We start from the raw sequence: 19,186 nt of genomic DNA, 5'->3' as shown, positions 1-19,186 counted from the left end.
TATTTTCACTGTGTTTTTGGCGTTGGGGCCTTTTCAGGCTGCTTGCACCTTGCGGGCGGGCGGCAGCTGGCTCACCACCAGCGCCGCGACGATCAGCGCCGCGCCGCCACTGCCTGCCCAGCCCAGGCTTTCGCCCAGCAGGACCCAGGCCGTCAATGCGGCAAACACGGGCTCCAGACCGAAGACGATGGCGCTGCGCATGGCGTCCACCCGCTGCTGGCCCCAGGCCTGCAGCGTGACCACCACCACGCTGGCCAGCAGGCCCAGATACAGCAGGGCCAGCTGGGCAGTGTGGTCCAGCCGGATGAGGGCAGGCAACCAGTCCATGTGGCCATCGCGTCCCCACAGCAGCACGGTGGCGGCGCCGCACATCACCAGGGCCTGCGCGGCCGCCATGCGCGTGGCGCGCAGCGGGGCCGCGCTGGTGCGGCGTGCACACTCTTCCAGTGCCAGGATGTACAGCGCATAGAACACCGTGCTGGTCAGGGTGAGCGTATCGCCCAGGTTCCAGGGCTCGTTTTCATGGAACATCAATGCCATGCCCGCAAACGCCATGGCGCACGCCGCCCACAGCTGCCAGCCATAGCGGCGGCCCAGGGCCAGCATGGCAATCAGCGGCACCACCAGCACGTTGAGGCCCGTGACAAAGGCATTGCGGTTGCTGCTGGTACGCGCCAGCCCTTCGATCTGCAGCCAGAACGCCAGAAACAGCAGCAGCCCCAGCGCACAGCCCCAGCGCCGCTCTTGGCGGTGCATGCCGCGCCACAGGGGCAGCAGCACCACGAGCGCAATCGCAAAACGCAGCCAGATGATCTGCAGCGCATCGAGCTGGGTGGACAGCAGCTTCATGGCGGGGAAGGTGGTGCCCCACACCACCGTGACCACCAGCAGGGCCATGAGGCCAAAACGTTCTGAGCGCATGAAAGAGACGGAGACAAAAAGGAAAAAAGGGCTGACTGGTTGCCCAGTCAGCCCGCCTGCATCCACCAACGCGGTCAGTTGAACAGGTAGCGTGCCTGCAGGTTCAGTCGCAGCATCTCGCCCTGCTGGCCGTCAAAGGTTGTGCGGCGGCCACCAACCAGCTCGCCGCCCAGCTCCACGTTCTTGATCGGCAGGTAATACATGCCAGCGTGCCATTGGTAGAGCTTGTGGTTGCCTTCGGCGCCGTAGGCGTTCACATAGGCGTCGCCCAGCTTGTTGCGCGAGCGCACCATGCCCAGCGAGACGGTGCCACGCAGCTTCTCGCTGAACACGTTGGCAAGGCCCAGTACCACGCCGTGCGACTTGTCGAGGCGTACCGTGCCGCCGTCGAGCACGGGGTAGTTGGTTCCCACCAGGTAGGCACCATCGCCGTCGCCGTCCAGGCGTGTGTACTGCGCCATCAGCGTGGTGGTGCCGGTGATCTTGTAGCCCGCTCCCAGGCCAAAGCCCATGCCGCGCTTGGACACACCGCTCACGCGCTGTTCGTGCGACATCAGGCGGGCGTTCACGTTGCCCCAGTCATAGGCCTTGTCCACGCGGGCCACCAGATTGGGGCTCTTGGCGCCATCGGTGGGCTCTTCCACCGCGAACTGGAACTTGGCCAGGTCGGGGTTGTTGTAGGTGTAGCGGATCTGCGTGGGGCGGCGGAAGGTGGCACCGGGCGGGCCGTTGAAGTCCACGGTCTCTGGCAGGTTGTCCGTGTCCATGAAGGTGGACCAGGTCTGGCCGATCAGCCAGCCCGCGTATTCACCATAGGCATGGCGCAGGCGCAGGCGATTGCGGTTGCACTCGGCGCCGCAGTAGGCGTAGAAGTCGGCCTCGATCTTGGTGTTGAAGGTGCCGACCGAGGTGGGCGTGGAGGTCTCGAAACCAAAACGCGAGGTCTGTGCGGTCAGGCTGGTCTTGCCGTTGCGTGCGCTGCCCAGGGGCTGCTCTATCAGGTTGGTGAAGGTGTCGCCAGGGGCTGTGCCCTTGAAGTCCTTGACCATGTTGGCTTCGGCAAAGCCATACACGCGGATCGATGTCTCGCTGCCGGGCAGGCGGAAGCTGCCGGGGATGTCGCCCAGCACCACAGCGTCTTTTTGCTTGAGTTCGACGGCTTCGATGCGGTCGTTCCAGCCCGAGGCCGCAGCGGCGGGGGCGGGCGTCTGTGCCTGCTGGGTCTTGAGCTGGTTCAGCTCGGCGCGCAAGGCCTTCAGCTCGTTGCGCATGTCTTCAAAGTCCTTGGCGGACTGCGCAAAGGCTGCGGGGGGCAGGCTGCACAGGCCGGCGGCCATCAGGGCGAGGAACGTGTGGTTCAGTTTCATGGTCACTCCGGTAGGTGCTTGTGGTTGTTGTTCGCAGGGGCCTGGATCTCAGGCACTCATGCGGCCGATGAAGGCACGAATGCGATCGTTGGCGGGGTTGCTGAAGAATTCGGCGGGCGGCGCGTCGTGCGCGATGCGTCCCTGGTCGAAGAACATCACGCGGTCGGACACCTCACGCGCAAAGCCCATCTCGTGGGTCACCACGATCATGGTCATGCCGCCACGGGCCAGTTCGCGCATCACGTCCAGTACCTCCTGCACCATTTCCGGGTCCAGGGCCGATGTGGGTTCGTCGAACAGCATGACCTTGGGCTGCATGGCCAGCGCACGTGCAATCGCCACGCGCTGCTGCTGGCCTCCCGACAGCTGCCAGGGGTACTTGTGCGCGTGGTCCTGCATGCCCACGCGGCGCAGCAGGGCCATGGCCTGCTCGTTGGCCTGGGCGCGCGGTGTGTGGCGGATACGGCGCGGGGCCAGCGTCACGTTGTCCAGCACGCTCATGTGGCCGAACAGGTTGAACTGCTGGAACACCATGCCGACCTCGCTGCGCTGCTTTTGCAGCGTGGACAGGTCATCGGTGACTTCTTCGCCGTCGATGGTGATGCGCCCTGAATCGTGCGGCTCCAGGCGGTTGATGGCGCGCAGCAGCGTGCTTTTGCCCGAGCCAGAGGCCCCGATGATGACGGTGACTTCGCCGGTGTTGAAGGTGGTCGACACATCCTTGAGCACCTGGTGCGCGCCGAAGGACTTGCAGACCTGGTCCACCACGATAAATGGCGTGGGCTGGCGTGTCATTGGTTGCGCCCTTCCACGTCGAAGCGGTATTCCACGGCGTTCGAGATCTGCGTGACCAGCGTGGTCAGCAGCAGGTAGGTGATGGCCACCGTGGACAGTGTGGCGATAGGCTGGAACGTGGCCGACTGGATGCGGTTGCCCACGTTGGTCAGCTCCACCACGCCGATGGCGTAGGCCAGCGACGAGTCTTTGAGCAGCGCCACGAAGTTGCTGACCAGTGGCGGCAACGAAATCTTGAACGCCTGTGGGAACACTACGTCCAGGAAAACATGCACCCGGCCCAGGCCCAGGGCCTTGGCGGCCTCGGTCTGGCCACGTGGCACGGCCAGCAGCCCGGCGCGAATGGCCTCGGCGTTGTAGGCGCCCACGTTCAGGCCCAGGGCCAGCACGGCCGCTGCGAAGTCGGGCAGGTTCAGTCCCGGCACCAGTACCGGCAGCGCGAAGTACACAAACAGGATCTGCACCAGCAGCGGTGTCCCGCGGATCACCCAGATATAGAAGCTGGCCACCCAGCGCACGGCCGTCCAGCGCGCGGTGCGCGCCAGGGCGGCTGTGGTGCCCAGCACCAGCCCGACGCTGCCGCTGATCAGGGTGAGCCAGAGCGTGGTGCGGGCGCCGTCAGAGAACGCCTGGGCATTGGGGCCGATGGGTTCGGGCAGGAAGGAGAGCAACTGGCCCAGCAGCGCCAGCGCCAGGACCATCAGGATGACGGCCGAGACAAGCGTGGCGTTGCTGCGCTGCTGGCGAGACCAGCGCTGTGGCCAAAGGGCAGTGAGCATGGGAAACCCCGGTCAGGACAAGAGCGAGTGGGGCGTGCTCAATGGCAGCGGACGTCTTCGTTGAAGTATTTTTTGGACAGCGCGGCGTAGCTGCCATCGGCCATGACTTCGGCCAGGGCCTTGTTCCAGCCGCCAGCCAGCGAGCTGTTGCCTTTGGCCACGGCGGCTGCGATGCGTTCGATGAACAGCATGTCGCCGAGCTTGAAGCCGGCTCCGGGGTTCTTCTCGGCCACGGCCTTGGCCACGAAGCGGTCGGTCACCCAGGCGTCGACGCGCCGCGAGTTCAGTGCGCTGCGGGCATCCACATCGGTGGGGAAGTTCTTCATTTCCTTGATGGAAGAGACCTTCTGCACGTTTTCGAGGTAGCTGGTGCCGGTCTGCACGGCAACGATCTTGCCGGCCAGGTCCTTGGCGCCCTTGATGGCGGGGTCCATGGCGATGATCATGCCGCCCGAGCAGTAGTGGGGCTCTGTGAAGGTGACGGCCTTGGCGCGCTCGTCGGTGATGCCGTGCGAAGCAATCACGAGGTCCCAGCGGTCTTGGCGCAGGCCGGTCAGCAGAGCATCAAAGCCCAGGGTCTTCCACTGGATGGGCAGCCCCATTTTTTTGGCCACGAGTTCGGCCACTTCCACTTCGAAACCGGTCAGGGTGGTGCCGTTGAAGTAGTTGAACGGTGCGAACTGCCCTTCGGTGGCGATGAGGATCTTGCCGTCTTTCTTGACCTCGTCCAGTGTCCGGGCCTGGGCGGCGAATGCGGCGCAGAGCGCGAGGGCGGTGGCTACAGTCTTGAACAGTTTCATGGAATAGGTCCTGTGGGGGTGTTTCAGGTACAAAAAATCCGGCATGCGGGTAAGCAGGCCGGAGGCTGGTGGATCGGATGCACAGACATCGCAAAACGCGAGGCCTGCCGTCATCAAGTGGTAATGATTATAAATATGTGATTTTTTTCCTTGACCCTGCGGACAACCCTTGAGGCCCTGTTGTGTGCCAATTCACAACAGGTTTAGAGGGGTGCCTCCGAATTGGAGGCGCATCTGGGCCGGCAGGCCACGGGAATAGGGTCTATGGCACTGGCGCAGGGAGCGAGTGCACCCGTGGACCCGGCATCGCCGGTCGGGGGGCGCCCCCCTTCAGGGGGAAGGTGACTCAGCGGGGGGTTACCGGAGAAACGCGTCGTAACCCGTCTTGAGGATCAGCGTGCTCACCACCACGATGAAGATGCCGCGCACAAACCCCGTGCCGTGTTTGAGTGCCAGGTGGGTGCCCAGCAGGCTGCCCACCACATTGGCCACGGCCAGCGTCACTGCAAAGTGCCACCACACGTGGCCCTTGGCGGCAAACAGGGCGATGGCGGCAATGTTGGTGGCGCAATTGAGCAGCTTGGCCGATGCCGAGGCGTTGAGGAAGTCGTAGCCCAGCAGCCGCACGAACAGGAAGACAAAAAAGCTGCCGGTGCCGGGGCCGAAGAAACCGTCATAAAAACCGATGAGTACGCCGATCAAGCAGGCCACCAGCACCTCGGTGCGCCCCGCAAAACGCGGCGTGTGGTGCCGCCCCAGCTCCTGCTTGGCCAGCGTGTACGCCAGCACGCCCAGTAACACCAGGGGCAATAGCTTGCGCAGGAAGTCGGCCGACATCACCGTGACCGCCCAAGCGCCCGCAAACGACCCGGCAAATCCAGCGGCAGCGGCAGGCAGCATGGCCGACCAGCGAACCTGCACCTTGCGGCTGTACTGCCAGGTGGCCATGGCGGTGCCCCATACCGAAGCGGCCTTGTTGGTGCCCAGTAGCGTGGCCGGGGGGGCGCCCGGAAAAGCCGCAAACAGTGCCGGCACCATCACCAGGCCCCCGCCACCCACGATGGCATCCACAAAGCCTGCGAGCAGCGAAGCCAGGGTAATAAAAATCCATTCCATGGCTCTATTTTCGCACCTGGCCTGCTATCAATTTTGGACCGATGTGGCGCGCAAGCCGTGCAGATCGCTTTGCGAGCGGGCAAGAAAAAGGCGCTGGGATCGCCAGCGCCTGGAAAGGTATGCACCTCGTTGGGTGCTTGAAATTTGGTTCTTGGTAGAAAGGATGTCTCCTCGGGCCCCTCGCTTGGCACACCGAAGCGCGCTTTCGAGTGCTGCAACTGTAACGGTTGCACCCCCGTGGTGCATTGGGGGTTTCCCGCCCCCCTTTGTTGGGCGCGCGGCCTGATTGGAGCCCCGATTCGGGGGCTATCGGCTGGCATGGCTCGTGCAACGCGCTTGTAACAATTTGCGAAGGGAGCCTTCATGCAGGGTGTCATACGCCGGTTCGTTGTGATTGCGTCGTTGTGTCTGGGGCTGTTCACGCACGCGATGGCGCAGACAGCGCCGGAGTCTCCAGCGGCGGGGGTTGCCGCTGCGGCGCCTCTGACGCGGCCCTCACTGGTGGCCCAGGACTCCGTGAGTGCCGCTCACACCGGCTGGATGATGACCTCCACCGCGCTGGTGCTGCTCATGACGCTGCCGGGCATTGCCCTGTTTTATGCCGGCATGGTGCGCAAGAAGAACGTTCTCAACACCATGGCCAGCGTGGTGGCCATCGCGGCGCTGGTCAGTCTGCTTTGGTTTGCGGTGGGGTACTCGCTGGCTTTCACGCCAGGTAGCGCCTGGCTGGGGGGCTGGGACCGTGCCTGGTTCACAGGGCTCGACTTTCAGTTGGAGGCCGGGAAGCTGGCTGTGAGCCACATTGCGCCGCAGATTCCCGAGTCTGTGTATGCGATGTTCCAGCTCACGTTCGCCATCATTACCGCCGCGTTGCTGGTGGGAGCGTTTGTCGAGCGCATGCGGTTTTCGGCCATGCTGGTGTTCATCAGCCTGTGGACTCTGGTGGTCTATGCCCCTGTGGCGCACTGGGTGTGGGAGCCGGGCGGCTGGCTGGCCCAGATGGGGGCGCTGGATTTTGCCGGTGGCTCGGTGGTGCACGTGAATGCCGGTGTGGCCGGATTGGTGTGCGCTTGGTTTCTGGGCCGCCGCGCGGGTTACGGGCGCGAGCCCTTCGAACCCTACAACCTGGGGCTCACCATGGCGGGCGCTGGCATGTTGTGGGTGGGCTGGTTTGGCTTCAACGCGGGGTCTGCGGTGGCAGCCGATGGACGCGCGGGCCTGGCCATGGCGGTCACGCACTTGGCCGCTGCCGCTGGTGCGCTGTCGTGGATGCTGGGTGAATGGGTGGTGCGCGGGCGGCCCTCTTTGCTGGGGCTGTGTTCTGGGTTGGTGGCCGGGTTGGTGGCCATCACACCCGCAGCGGGTTTTGTCACGCTGCGATCTGCAGTGGTGATTGGCCTGGTGGCCGGGCTGGCGTGCTACTGGGGGGCCACGGGGCTCAAGCGATTGCTGCGTGCCGATGATTCGCTGGATGTGTTTGGCGTGCACGGCATTGGCGGCATCGTGGGTTCGCTGCTGACGGGCGTGCTGGCCAGCAAGACGGTGGGGGGCGTGCAGGGCAGCTTGCTGACCCAGGCCATTGGGGTGGGTGCGGTGATGACCTACAGCCTGGTGATGACGGCCGCGCTGCTGTGGATCATCAACTTCGCGATGGGGCTGCGCGTGGACGAGCAGAGCGAGCAGACCGGACTCGACATCGCCCAGCACCGCGAGCGCCTGAACGGTTGAACGGCTTAAAAGGAGACTCCATGCCCGATTCCGACAAGCTCGCCATTGCCGCCCATCTGCATGTGCTGCTGCGCCGCAAGACGGGGCGTGTGACCGACACCGAATGGATGGCCGTCAATGCCGACTATGCGATGGAGATCGTGCGTTTTGCGCGCCAGCGCGCCCAGGAAGACAACGTCCCCGAACTGGCGGAGTGGGCTGACCGGCTGGACCATGTCCTGCACCGGGTGCCCTCGCCAGCAGCGCGCAGGCCCCTGCTCGACGTGGCTGCGCAGGCGGTGCGTGAGCGAATTGTGCCGCCGCCACCCGAGGTGCCCCGCTATGTGGGAGGTATCCGATAAAGTGCTGGCCCCGCTGACCGGGGTCACCGCTTGATCAGTGCTGTGTTGCGCCCTGGGCGAACAGCCCCGCTGTGGGCAGCAGCCCGGCCAGCTTGTCGTCACCATAGGTACGCAGCACCTGAGCGATGACGACCTGGTAGCCGTTGAGCCACTGGGCTTGCGCGGCCTTCGCCTCCAGGTGAGTGGGGTGCTGCATCAGCGCCTGCAAGGCTTCGAGTGACTTCCAGTAGTAGACGTTGGACACCAGGCCTCTGGCGGAGTCTTCCCACGATTCCTCGCCCAGGTAGCCGTCGATAGAGCGGGCCGCTGTGGCAATGGCTTCGTCCAGGCGGTGAAAGGTGTCGTCGAACTGCTTGGTGGCGAAGATGAACGTGGATGAGTACATCGGTGCGATGGTACTCACGCTAAGGACGCGTTTCACGAATCCCCGCGACGTGTGCATCTGCGGACTCGGGTGGTCTGCGGCGTTGCAAATGCTCGCAATAGCCGCGACTATCGGTGTGCTTTGCGCCTAGGGACCCTCTGCACGAATCAGCGTGCCGTGTGCATCTGCGGCCCCGGGCGGTCTGCCGTGTTGCAAATACTCGCAATAGCTACCGCTATTGCTGCGTTTTGCGCCTTGCAGCCCATCCCGATCCGCAGCGCACCCTTACCACTTGATTCGTGCAGAGGATCCCTAGCCGCCCATCCCGAACCGCAGCGCCCGCCGTTCGCTCGATGCATGAAGCCTCTCCTAGCGCCGTGCCTGGATGATCCACTCGGCCGCTTTCTCGGCCAGCATCAGCGTGGGCGAGTTGGTGTTGCCGCTCGTGATGGTGGGCATGGCCCCCGCATCCACCACGCGCAGCCCGGCAATGCCGCGTACACGCAGTTGTGAATCCAGCACGGCCATCGGGTCGTCGTCGCGCCCCATCTTGGTGGTGCCCACGGGGTGGAAGATGGTGGTGGCAATGTCACCGGCCAGGCGGGCCAGGTCTTCGTCGCTTTCAAACTGCACGCCAGGTTTCCATTCCTCGGGCTGGTATTGGGCCAGCGCGGGCTGGGCCACGATGCGGCGCGTGACGCGCAGACTGTCGGCCGCCACCTGGCGGTCTTCGGGTGTGCTGAGGTAGTTGGGGGCGATGGCCGGGGCGGCCTTGAAGTCCGCACTTTTGATGTTCACCGTGCCCCGGCTGGTGGGGTTGAGGTTGCACACGCTGGCGGTAAAGGCCGGGAAGCTGTGCAGCGGCTCGCCAAAAGCGTCGAGCGAGAGCGGCTGCACGTGGTACTCGATGTTGGGATAAGGCTGGCTGGGGTCGCTGCGGGTAAAAGCGCCCAATTGCGAGGGCGCCATGCTCATGGGGCCGCTGCGTTTGGTCGCGTATTCGAGCCCGATCTTGGCCTTGCCCCAGAGCGAGTTGGCCATGGTGTTGAGTGTCTGTACCCCTTGCACCTTGAACACCGCGCGGATCTGCAGGTGGTCCTGCAGGTTGGCGCCCACACCGGGCAAGTCGTGCACGACTTCCACGCCATGCTGGCGCAGCAGCGCGGCGGGGCCGATGCCCGAGAGCTGCAGCAGCTGCGGCGAGTTGACGGCGCCCGCGCAGAGGATCACCTCGTCCGTAGCACGGGCCGTGACCATCTCGCGGCCGTCCCATACCTGTACGCCGGTGCAGCGTTTGCTGCCGTCGGGTTGCGTCTCGATGATGAGCTTGGCCGCTTGTGCGCTGGTCCACATCTCGAAGTTGGGTCGGCCATAGCAGGTGGGGCGCAAAAAGGCTTTGGCTGTGTTCCAGCGCCAGCCGCTCTTTTGGTTGACCTCGAAGTAGCCCACACCCTCGTTGCTGCCGCCGTTGAAATCGTCGGTGGCCGGGATGCCTGCCTGTTGCGCGGCCTGGGAAAACGCATCCAGTACGTCCCAGCGCAGGCGCTGCTTCTCTACGCGCCACTCGCCGGTGCTGCCGGTGGCCTTATTGCCGTGCAGGCGTTTGAAGTTTTCATTCACGCCGCCGGGCTGGTCCAGGCGCCAGTGGTCTTCGTGGCGGCGGAAGTAGGGCAGGGCGTTGTCCCAGCGCCAGCTGGCGTCGCCGGTCAGTTCAGCCCACTGGTCGTAGTCACGCGCCTGGCCGCGCATGTAGATCATGCCGTTGATGCTGCTGCAGCCGCCCAGCGTTTTGCCGCGCGGGTAGCGCAGCGTGCGGCCATTCAGGCCCGCGTCGGGTTCGGTGTTGTAGAGCCAGTCGGTGCGCGGGTTGCCGATGCAGTACAGGTAGCCCACGGGGATGTGGATCCAGTGGTAGTCGTCTTTGCGGCCCGCTTCGATGAGCAGCACACGGTGGCGGCCGTCGGCGCTCAGGCGGTTGCTCAGCAGGGCACCTGCGGTGCCCCCGCCGATGATGATGGTGTCAAACGTGGTGTCGCTCATGGGCTGGGGCGGGCAATGGTGGAAAAGGTTCGAGGGGTGTAACGGTGCGCCATTGTGCGGACGGTGCGCGCGCTGTCGATAGGGTGTGTGCCTATTGCTACATTTTTAGTAGCTACTGACGCTTGTTGTTATTGCGCTAGGTGCCGATTTGATAATAATTACATACCATCGGCGCCTGTCTGTGTTTGACAGGCCGGTGTCCGACAGGGCGTGCGCGATTTGCTCCGCTACCATGCACGCTCTTCCTTTCTGGTTCTTGACGTCCTCTTCCTTCTGGCTGCTTTGGTGGCCCGACCCATGACCGACCACGCCCCCCGCATTGTTCGCGCCGATACGCCCCAGGGGCCGTGTGCGCAGTTGCGTGGGCGCTGGGGGGCGGCCGAGTTGGGCACCGAGGCGCAGTGGGAGGCGGTGTCTGACCAGTTGCGCAGCCACATGGTCGCTCCCGCTCTGGGCTGGGACCTGCGGGAGCTGCAGTGGCTGGACCATGTGGGCGCTCAACTGCTCTGGAACCACTGGCAGCACGCCTGGCCCGCACAGCTGGCCTGCACCGACGGCCAGCGCACCATGCTCGCGCGGGTGGCTCAATTCACCACCACTGCCCCGCCACCCGAGCCCTGGCGCCTGGGCGAGCAGGTTGATCACCTGGGCGTGCTGGTGCTGCATGGCGTAGACCACGGGCGCCACCTGCTGGAGATGGTGGGCCAGCTGGTGCTGGACATGGGCCGCCTGGTGCGTGCGCCGCGCCGGGGGCCGTGGCGTGATGTGTCGGGTCACCTGTACCGGATGGGCGCCACGGCGCTGCCTATCACGGCGCTGGTGGGGTTTTTGATCGGTGTGGTGCTGGCCTATCTGATGAGTTTGCAACTGCGCCAGTTCGGTGCCGAGTCGTTCATCGTCAACATTCTGGGCATCTCGCTGATTCGTGAACTCGGGCCCATGCTCGCGGCCATTTTGGTGGCAGGGCGCTCGGGGTCGTCGATCACGGCGCAGATTGGCGTGATGCGCGTGACCGAGGAACTGGATGCCATGCGCGTGATGGGCATTCCCCATGGCTTCCGGCTGGTCATGCCACGCACCATCGCGCTGGCGCTGGCCATGCCACTTATCAGCGTGTGGACCACACTGGCCGCGCTGGCGGGCGGCATGCTGGCTGCCGATCTGGTAATGGACATCTCCCCTGCGTACTTTGTGCAGGCGTTGCCTGCCGCCGTGAAGGTGGGCAACCTCGGCCTGGCCATGGCCAAGTCAGTGGTGTTTGGCGCGTTCATCGCGCTCATCGGTTGCCACTGGGGGCTGCGGGTGAAGCCCAACACCCAGAGCCTGGGCGAGGGCACCACGGCCTCAGTGGTCACGTCGATCACCATGGTCATCATCGTGGACGCATTGTTTGCCATCGCTTTCAAGAACATCGGAATATGACCAGGAAGCCCCCCTGAGCCGCTTCGCGTCATTCCCTCGACGGGGGGCGCCACCTGTGGCCTGGCAAAGCCAGCTCCACGGTGGCACTGGCATGGGGGCGCGACGGTATCGTGCGCCGCGGGCCTATGGGTGGTGGACGGGGAGGGCGGCCATGACTGAGCGCATCGCCAAGCCCGAGCACATTGCCGTGGCGCCGGGCGAGCCGCCCATTGTGGATGTGCAAGGCCTGTGGACGCAGTTTGGCAAGGGCGATGAAACCTTCACCGTGCACCAGGACCTGGAGTTCACTGTGCAGCCCGGCGAGATGCTGTCGCTGGTGGGGGGGTCGGGCACGGGCAAGACCGTGTTGCTGCGGCAAATTCTGGGCCTGGCCCGGCCCACGCGCGGCCAGGTCACGGTGCTGGGCCGTCCCGCATCGGAGATGGGGCGTGAAGGCGCCGCCAGCCGGGTGGGCATGTTGTTCCAGCATGGCGCGCTGTTTTCGGCCTTCAATGTGCTCGACAACGTGGCCTTTGCACTGCGCGAGCAGGGCACCTTGCCCGCAGAGCTGGTGCGCGATGCCGCCTTGGTCAAGCTGCAGATGGTGGGGCTCAAGCCCGAGCACGCCACGCGCATGCCGGCCGATCTGTCGGGAGGCATGGTCAAACGGGTAGCGCTGGCGCGTGCGCTCATCATGGACCCGCCCCTGCTGCTGCTCGACGAGCCCACGGCCGGCCTGGACCCGAGCAGTTCCGATGACTTCTGTGCGCTGCTGCGCGAGCTGCGCGCCGCGCTCGGTCTGACCGTGGTCATGGTCACACACGACCTCGACACGCTGTTCGCGCTCAGCACCCGGGTGGCGGTGCTGGCCGAGAAAAAAGTCATCGTCACCGGGCCTCCCTATGAGGTCGCGCATGTGAAGCACCCCTTTATCGAACACTTCTTCATGGGCGAACGTGGCCAGCGCGCCATGGCCCCGGTACAGACATCCGCAACGCCCGCCCTGCAGGAGGCCGCGCCTCTGCCTGACAAGGAACACCCCTGATGGAAAACAAATCCCACGCGCTGGCTGCCGGCGTCTTTGTGCTGGTGGTCGCAGCCCTGCTGGCGGGCCTGGCCGTCTGGCTCACACGTGACAACGCCAGCTACGAGCAATACGAACTCTCTACCCGCGACGGCGTGAGCGGCCTGCAGCCGCAGGCCACTGTGCGCTACAAGGGCGTGGCCGTGGGAAAGGTCACGCGCATCGGGTTTGACCCCCAGGTCACCGGCAATGTGCTGATCCGCATCGCTGTCAACGAACAGGCCCCCATCAGTCCCACCACGTTTGCCGTGCTGGGCTATCAGGGCGTTACGGGCCTGGCCCATGTGCAGCTGGACGATGCCGACAATCCCTATCCCGAACTGCCCCCCGGCCCCAGCGGCCTGCCGCGTCTGCCACTGAAGCCGTCACCGTTTGGCAAGCTGGCCGAGCAGGCCCCGGCGATCCTGAACCAGGTGGAAGAGGCCACCCGCCGCATCAACCAGCTGCTCGGCGACAACAACCAGCAAAAGCTGACGGAAGCGCTCTCCCACATCGGCCAGGCCGCAGGCAGCGTCAACACCTTGACCCAGCGGCTGGATGCCACCGTGACCCAGCGCCTGGACCCCGCATTGGCCGCTTTGCCACCCCTGGCCAGCGACGCGCGCCAGACCTTGCAGTCGCTACAGCAGGCAGGCTCCAGCGTGTCTGCCTTGGCGGCGGACCTGGGCAAAACCACCCAGCGCCTGAACGCCGAGGGCGGCGCCATCGACCAGATCACCATCGGCACCCAGTCCCTGGCCCGGGCGGCCGATCAGTTCAGCGCAGCCACCCTGCCGCGCGTGAACCGTGCCGCCGACGACACCTCACGGGCTGCGCGCCAGTTGGGGCGGGCGGCCGGGGGCATTTCTGACAACCCACAGTTGTTCATCTATGGTTCGGGCCGCATCCCGCCCGGGCCTGGTGAGCAGGGTTTTGCGGCACCTTGAGGAATGGTTATGCATGAAACTATCAAAAACATAGCTGCCAGCGCTTATGAATCAAGCGCTGGTGCCATTTTTCGCCTGAACTTATCGGCTGCGTTGCTGGTGCTGGCTGGCTGCTCGGCCTTGCCAGCACCGCCAGCGCGTCCTGCGCTGTATGACTTTGGCGCAGGCACCGTGGCCACAGCACCTGCGGACCGCCGTGCACCCCTTCCCCCGCTGGCGCTGGCTGACGTGGAAGCCCCGGGCCTGCCCGAGGGCAGCAACGCCGTGCTCTACCGCCTGGCCTATGCCGACGCCCAGCAACTGCGCCCGTACAGCCAGGCCCGCTGGAGCCAGCCGCCCGCGCAACTGTTGCAACAACGCCTGCGCGAACAGCTTGGCCAGCGCCGCGCCGTCCTGAAAGCCGACGACGGCGCCGCCCAGGCACGAGACCCGGCCCAGGGCGGCAAGCTGCCCCTGGTGCTGCGCACCGAACTGGAGGAGTTCAGCCACCTGTTCACCAGCGCCACCGACAGTGCTGGTGTGGTGCGCCTGCGCGCCACGGTGGTCGAGCTGACCCCAGCGGGCGAATCGCTGCGTGGGCAGCGGGTGTTTATCGTGCAACAGCCCGCACGCTCAGCCGACGCGGCGGGCGGCGTGGCCGCGCTGGCGGCGGCGTCCAGCCAGCTGGCGGGTGAGCTGGCCGTGTGGGTGGAGCAACTGGGCCAGTAGCTTTCATAGCCGCCATCCGGGATGGTACCGGGATGGCGGGAAAGGGGCTCGCCCTGCAGCTGTCCGCGTGCAAGGCGGCCTGTAGGAACTACAAAAACCCCAGGTCCACCGGGTAGTCTGGCCGCCCGGCCGCTGTGCCGAAGTGTGTGATGTTGGGCAGCACGCTGGCCATCTCGGCATCGGCCACGCCAAACCACTTGGCCAAGGTGGCCGCGTATTGGTCCACCGAGGTGGTGGGCAGCAGGCGGCCCTGGCCCACATGCCACTGGTCCTCGGGGGCTGCGGTGTTGGTGGTGCTGACGGGCGGCGCGCTGCCATAAAACGCCTTGCCTTTGACCGCCCCGCCGACCACCAGATGGTGGCTGCCCCAGCCGTGGTCTGAGCCGTCGCCGTTGGAGCTGAGCGTGCGACCAAAATCGGAGGCAGTGAAAGCGGTGACCTTGTCGGCCACGCCCAGCTCCACGGTGGCGTTGTAGAAGGCGGTCATGGCCTCGCTCACACGCTGCATCAGCACCGGCTGTTGCGCGATGAGGTTGTCGTGCAGGTCAAAGCCGCCCAGCGACACCATGAACACTTGGCGTTTGCTGCCCAGCGCTGTGCGGGCGCCGATCAGGCGCGCCACCATCTTCATCTGGTTGGCCAGCGAGTTGTTGCTGGGGAAGGGGGTGGTTAGCGTCACGGCCGACAGCGCGCTCGTGATCTGGCTTTCGGCCGTGACGGCGCGGGTGGTGATGCGGTTGTACTCGTTCTCCAGGGTCTGTGTGCTGGTTTGCTGGATCAGCGAAGAGAGCGCGCTCTGTACCGCCGACGAACCATACACCTTGTTCTTCACCCCGCTGATGGCGACCGCGCCATTGGTGCTCACCTGGTACTGCAAGGCCGAGTCGCCCGACAGGAACACCGCATTGCCCGTGACCGAGATACAGGTGAACAGCGAGTTGCCGTTGGACGACAGCGCCAGGTCGCCGACGTTGCCACCCCAGCCGACGGTGGAGCCTTCGGGTGATGACGACTGCCATACCGACTGCTGGTCGTTGTGCGAGAACAGCTTGGGCGGCACGGGGTAGGTGGCGCGGTCGGCGCTGTTGTACTGCGTGCGGGTCAGGGGCACGACCAGCGGGCCGACGTTGAGCTGCACGGCGGCCTTGCCGCTGTTGAAGAGGCCCGCCAGCCCCGTCATGGCCGGGTGCAGCGCGTATTGGCGGCCCCCGGGCAGGGCTGTGGTGGGGGTCAGCAGCGTGGGGGCGAGGGCTGCCTTGGCCAGCGCAATGCCGCCCGCCGTTTGCCCGCCGCCGCCGCCCCGGATGGTGTTGTAGCGGTTGTAGCTGTCGTCGTCGTAGGTGATGACGGTATTGGCGTAGTCGTTGCCGCCGTAGAGGAAGACGCAGACCAGGGCTTTGTAGTCGGTGGCGGTGAAGGCGGCTGCCTCGCCCATGGCGGCCAGGTTCAGCGCAAAGGGCAGGGCCGTGCCCGCAAGGCCCAGCTGGGTGGAGCGGCGCAGAAACGCGCGGCGGGTGTGGAGTTCTGGTTGAAGCAGATGCATGGCGTGGCTTCTTCGGTTCTGTCGGAGACGGTGATGGGGGCTTACTTTTGAACGAGGTATTCGGCCGCAGCCATCACCAGGAAGATGGCGGCAGCCACACGGTCGAGCTTGGCGCTGTCGGTGCTGGCCGCCGTGACGGGCGTTGCCTTCAATGCATCCGAAATGAGCTTGACCGTGGCTGCCGACAACTGGCCTGCGCACATCAGCAGGTTGATGCGGGCGACCAGGGCATCGGCGTCGGTGACCAGCGCCAGTTCGTTCGTGTAGGGGGCCTTGATGTCGTAGCCATTGCTGGGGGTGCTGCCGTTGTTGGGCAGATCAGGGGCGTTGACGTAGATGCCGTTGCGGATGACGCCCTGCATGTAGTTCAGGTAGCCGCCCACACTGCTTTCGTTGACCAGCTGGAACTCGGGCGCCACGGCGCCGCTGGCCGCCAGCGCGGTCGAGGGTGGCACATAGCCAGGCCGGAAAAAATTGAACACCGAGGGCGAGCGCAGCGGGCTTTGCCCCAGGCGGGAGCCTGGGTCGCTCAGGTCGCCGATCTTCCAGCTGCCCTGGGCCGAGTTCAGGCCAAAGGTGCGGCCCCACTGCACGAAGCGCAGCATGGGCTCGCGCAGCTTGCCAAAGCCCGGCTGGGTGAGCCCGGCGGGCGCGCGTGCCTCGTCGTCCAGCAAGATGGCCTTGACCACGGCGCGCAGGTCGCCGCGCACACCCGCTCCGTTGTTATTGAAAGCCGCCGTCACACGGGCCACGTAAGCGGGCGACGGATTGCTGGTGACCAGGCGCTGAATCAGCTGTTTGCCAATGAATGGGCCTACGTTGGGGTGGTTGAACAGGGTGTCCAGCGCGGTCTTGAGCGCAGCGGCCCCGGCAGTGTTGGCTGGCACGGTGGTGCCGAGGAAGGTAGCGGCCAGCGTGGAATGGCGTGAGGTATTGAGCGCCATGGGCAGGCGCGCGAATGTGGTGTTGGACACCACACGCGACGTGCCCGGCACTGTGGTGGGCGCGTTCTGCGTCTGGTCGTAGTCGTAGCCGGTGAAGACGCGTGCCAGATGGGTCACGTCGTTCATCGTGTAGCTGTCGATGGGTTTGCCCGCGCCGTCCTTCTTGGCGGTTCCATCGGGGTTGAGTTCCACCAGCCCGATGGACATGAGCTGCATCACCTCACGGGCGTAGTTCTCATCCGGCTGGCGGCCCGTGGCCGCGTTCTCTTTCTGGTTGCCACGGGTGTTGAGGTAGTAACCCATGGCCGCGTTGAGCGTGACGTCTTCCAGGATTGAGCGGTAGTTGCCAAATGCGTTGTTGACCAGTTGGTCCCAGTACCAGGCCATGGCGTGGCAGCGCCAGGTGATGTCCACCCCGGTGAGCGACACCACGCAGATTTCGGAGAGCGCCAGGGCCACACGCTTGCGCAGACCGTCGGGGGACTTCATGAGCTGGTTCCAGATCATGTAGTCGGCCGGGTAGGAGTTGTCGTAATAGGCCGTAGCGTCACTGATGGCGGCATAACCGCGCTGGTTCAGCCAGTCCCAGCCCGTCTGGCTGGCGGAGGCGCTGAACTGGCTGTCCAGCCAGCTGGCATAGGTGGTTGACCGTAGCGCGGCAATCTCGGGGGTCGACGCAGAGAACTGTGCCTGCAACAGAAAGCGTGCGGCCTCGTTGTCCGTGCTTGCGGAGGGATGGGCGTAGTTGCCCAGCGAGGGGGTGGATGGCACAGGTGCACTGGGTGTCCCCGTGCCTGGCGCGCTGTCGCCACCGCCGCCTCCGCAGGCGGCCAGGGCGGTGGACGCAAACAGCGCGGTCAGCAAGGGCGGGTGGGCCCTGCTGGCGATGGTGGAGTGTTCGGGGGGAAGGGGCATGCCCTCTGGTGCCTCTGCAACCGCGGTTGTCAGAGTCTCCTCGTATGAATGTGTCATGGTGGTCGTGGTCAAAAAGTCTGCCGCTGGCAGCACAGTCATGACTAAATCACACGCCACGCCCGCCTGGAAACACAAGTGTTACCAAGCGAAACACGCCTATGCAATGCCCGCTGCGCCAACGGCCTGAATGATGGGCCATTGCAACACCTTGTACCTTGCATGGAGCCCTCGCTGGTCTTCGCCAGAGGGCGGGAGCGACTTCATCGGCGATGTCCGTCACGCCCGTAGTCCTGTGCTGACGTGTGCTGCGTGGCATGGACTACGGCGCCTGCTCCAGATCATTTTTACAGTGAACCCCATCGCATCACGCAAAGGTTCCACGCATTCCGAGTGGATGGCTGACGCGAAGTTTTTTGAGGATGCACACCATGAATGAAGACACCATCAAGGGCAACTGGAAGCAGTTCAAGGGCAAGATGATCGAGCAGTGGGGCAAGCTCACCAACGACGACTTCGACGTCATCGACGGCAAGCGCGAGCAGTTTCTGGGGACGCTGCAAGAACGTCAGGGCATCGCACGTGACGCAGCCGAAAAGCAACTCAAGGAATGGCAGGCCCGCCATCCTGACTTTCGCTTCAACGATTGACCTGCTTTCAGGCGCTGGGTGCGGGGCCATCACCCCGCATGCCGCCAGAGCCTGTACCCAGGTTGCCACAACGCACCTGTTCACAACCCCAATTTCCCCGAGGAGAAACCCATGAAATTTGCACGCACCTTCATCGCCTCTGTCGCTGCTGGCCTGCTGGCCACCTCTGCCATCGCCATGACACAGCCTGAGTACAAGGCTGCCAAGGACGGTATATCGGCAGACTACAAGATGAACAAACAAAAATGCGATGCCCTCAAGGCCAACGCCAAGGACATCTGCATGAAGGAGGCCAAGGGCACCGAAAACGTGGCCAAAGCCGATCTGGATGCCCAGTACAAGCCCAGCGCCAAGGCCAGCCAGAAGGTGGCTGACGCCCGCGCTGATGCCGCCTACGCGGTTGCCAAGGAAAAGTGTGATGACCTCACCGGCAATGCCAAGGATGTCTGCGTGAAGGACGCCAAGGCCGAACATGTGAAGGCCAAGGAAAACGCCAAGGTTGCCGCAGCGCAGGCCAAGCCTGCGGACAACTCCGCGGAGAAGGCGGCCCATGTCGCCGAAACCCGCAAGGACGCCGCTGCAGAAAAGAATGAGGCCAATTACAAGGCGGCCAAGGAGCGCTGCGATGCGTTGTCGGGTGACCTGAAGTCCAAATGTGTGGACGACGCCAAACGCATGTACGGCCAGAGTTGATCTGACCCGTTCGCACCGGGCCGTATCCGGTGGAATGCGTGCTCCACACACTGCGGTGTGTAGAGCACGCGCTC

General features: G+C 64.8%; 18 protein-coding genes. 8 read left to right on the top strand and 10 right to left on the bottom strand.

From position 1 onward, the window contains the following. Positions 1–33: 33 nt before the first annotated feature. The 6 genes from CLU85_RS21885 to CLU85_RS21860 all read right to left on the bottom strand — a co-directional run bounded on the left by CLU85_RS21885 (position 34) and on the right by CLU85_RS21860 (position 5,778). Entirely contained in the window at positions 34–921 is an 888-nt protein-coding gene (locus CLU85_RS21885; protein WP_100412696.1) for a DMT family transporter, read from the bottom strand. A gap of 74 nt (positions 922–995) precedes the next feature. Continuing rightward, positions 996–2,288 carry a DcaP family trimeric outer membrane transporter gene (locus CLU85_RS21880; RefSeq protein WP_100412117.1) on the bottom strand — a complete coding sequence of 431 codons (1,293 nt, stop codon included), beginning with the start codon at positions 2,286–2,288 and terminating at the stop codon, positions 996–998. A 48-nt stretch (positions 2,289–2,336) separates the two neighbouring features. After that, positions 2,337–3,083: an amino acid ABC transporter ATP-binding protein gene (locus tag CLU85_RS21875; protein WP_100412116.1), complete on the bottom strand. Its 747-nt coding sequence runs from the start codon at positions 3,081–3,083 to the stop codon at positions 2,337–2,339. Next, positions 3,080–3,862, bottom strand: coding sequence for an amino acid ABC transporter permease (locus CLU85_RS21870; RefSeq protein WP_100412115.1), 783 nt, complete (start codon positions 3,860–3,862; stop codon positions 3,080–3,082). The genes CLU85_RS21875 and CLU85_RS21870 overlap by 4 nt, the downstream gene beginning before the upstream one ends. Before the next feature lie 38 nt (positions 3,863–3,900). Continuing rightward, entirely contained in the window at positions 3,901–4,662 is a 762-nt protein-coding gene (locus CLU85_RS21865) for an ABC transporter substrate-binding protein (RefSeq protein ID WP_100412114.1), read from the bottom strand. 357 nt (positions 4,663–5,019) lie between these two features. After that, complete coding sequence (locus CLU85_RS21860) at positions 5,020–5,778, bottom strand: TSUP family transporter (protein WP_100412113.1); 759 nt, start codon at positions 5,776–5,778, stop codon at positions 5,020–5,022. Between the two features lie 363 nt (positions 5,779–6,141). Here CLU85_RS21860 and CLU85_RS21855 point away from each other — a divergent pair, with 363 nt between their 5' ends. Together CLU85_RS21855 and CLU85_RS21850 are read left to right on the top strand one after the other, a co-directional pair. After that, complete coding sequence (locus CLU85_RS21855; RefSeq protein WP_100412112.1) at positions 6,142–7,506, top strand: ammonium transporter; 1,365 nt, start codon at positions 6,142–6,144, stop codon at positions 7,504–7,506. A 20-nt stretch (positions 7,507–7,526) separates the two neighbouring features. Beyond that, positions 7,527–7,847, top strand: coding sequence for a hypothetical protein (locus CLU85_RS21850; RefSeq protein WP_100412111.1), 321 nt, complete (start codon positions 7,527–7,529; stop codon positions 7,845–7,847). 34 nt (positions 7,848–7,881) lie between these two features. Here CLU85_RS21850 and CLU85_RS21845 read toward each other — a convergent pair whose 3' ends face one another. Next, positions 7,882–8,232, bottom strand: coding sequence for an antibiotic biosynthesis monooxygenase (locus tag CLU85_RS21845; RefSeq protein WP_100412110.1), 351 nt, complete (start codon positions 8,230–8,232; stop codon positions 7,882–7,884). Between the two features lie 348 nt (positions 8,233–8,580). After that, complete coding sequence (locus tag CLU85_RS21840; protein WP_100412109.1) at positions 8,581–10,251, bottom strand: GMC family oxidoreductase; 1,671 nt, start codon at positions 10,249–10,251, stop codon at positions 8,581–8,583. Between the two features lie 297 nt (positions 10,252–10,548). Here CLU85_RS21840 and CLU85_RS21835 point away from each other — a divergent pair, with 297 nt between their 5' ends. The 4 genes from CLU85_RS21835 (at position 10,549) to CLU85_RS21820 (ending at position 14,370) form a co-directional block, all read left to right on the top strand. Continuing rightward, on the top strand, positions 10,549–11,673 hold the full coding sequence (locus CLU85_RS21835; RefSeq protein WP_100412695.1) for an ABC transporter permease: 1,125 nt from the start codon (positions 10,549–10,551) through the stop codon (positions 11,671–11,673). 151 nt (positions 11,674–11,824) lie between these two features. After that, entirely contained in the window at positions 11,825–12,697 is an 873-nt protein-coding gene (locus tag CLU85_RS21830) for an ABC transporter ATP-binding protein (protein WP_100412108.1), read from the top strand. Continuing rightward, complete coding sequence (locus tag CLU85_RS21825) at positions 12,697–13,662, top strand: MlaD family protein (RefSeq protein ID WP_100412107.1); 966 nt, start codon at positions 12,697–12,699, stop codon at positions 13,660–13,662. The genes CLU85_RS21830 and CLU85_RS21825 overlap by 1 nt, the downstream gene beginning before the upstream one ends. 9 nt (positions 13,663–13,671) lie before the next feature. Then, entirely contained in the window at positions 13,672–14,370 is a 699-nt protein-coding gene (locus tag CLU85_RS21820) for an ABC-type transport auxiliary lipoprotein family protein (RefSeq protein ID WP_232727898.1), read from the top strand. Between the two features lie 88 nt (positions 14,371–14,458). On the opposite strand, the gene CLU85_RS21815 is transcribed toward CLU85_RS21820, so the two are convergent. Both CLU85_RS21815 and CLU85_RS21810 read right to left on the bottom strand, forming a co-directional pair. Continuing rightward, the gene (locus CLU85_RS21815; RefSeq protein WP_100412105.1) at positions 14,459–15,913 is read right to left on the bottom strand and encodes a DUF1501 domain-containing protein; all 1,455 of its coding nucleotides are present in this window, start codon (positions 15,911–15,913) and stop codon (positions 14,459–14,461) included. A 41-nt stretch (positions 15,914–15,954) separates the two neighbouring features. Then, positions 15,955–17,772, bottom strand: coding sequence for a DUF1800 family protein (locus CLU85_RS21810; RefSeq protein WP_232727897.1), 1,818 nt, complete (start codon positions 17,770–17,772; stop codon positions 15,955–15,957). 428 nt (positions 17,773–18,200) lie between these two features. Between CLU85_RS21810 and CLU85_RS21805 the strand changes: the two genes are divergently transcribed. Together CLU85_RS21805 and CLU85_RS21800 are read left to right on the top strand one after the other, a co-directional pair. Then, entirely contained in the window at positions 18,201–18,419 is a 219-nt protein-coding gene (locus tag CLU85_RS21805) for a CsbD family protein (protein WP_100412693.1), read from the top strand. 111 nt (positions 18,420–18,530) lie between these two features. Further along, positions 18,531–19,112, top strand: a complete 582-nt coding sequence (locus CLU85_RS21800) for a hypothetical protein (RefSeq protein WP_100412104.1) — start codon at positions 18,531–18,533, stop codon at positions 19,110–19,112. The last annotated feature ends 74 nt before the right edge of the window (positions 19,113–19,186 follow it).

This window comes from Acidovorax sp. 69, from assembly GCF_002797445.1.
Taxonomy (GTDB): domain Bacteria; phylum Pseudomonadota; class Gammaproteobacteria; order Burkholderiales; family Burkholderiaceae_C; genus Acidovorax.
The sequence above is the reverse complement of the archived record's forward strand: the minus strand, read 5'-3'. Positions and strand labels throughout refer to the sequence as shown.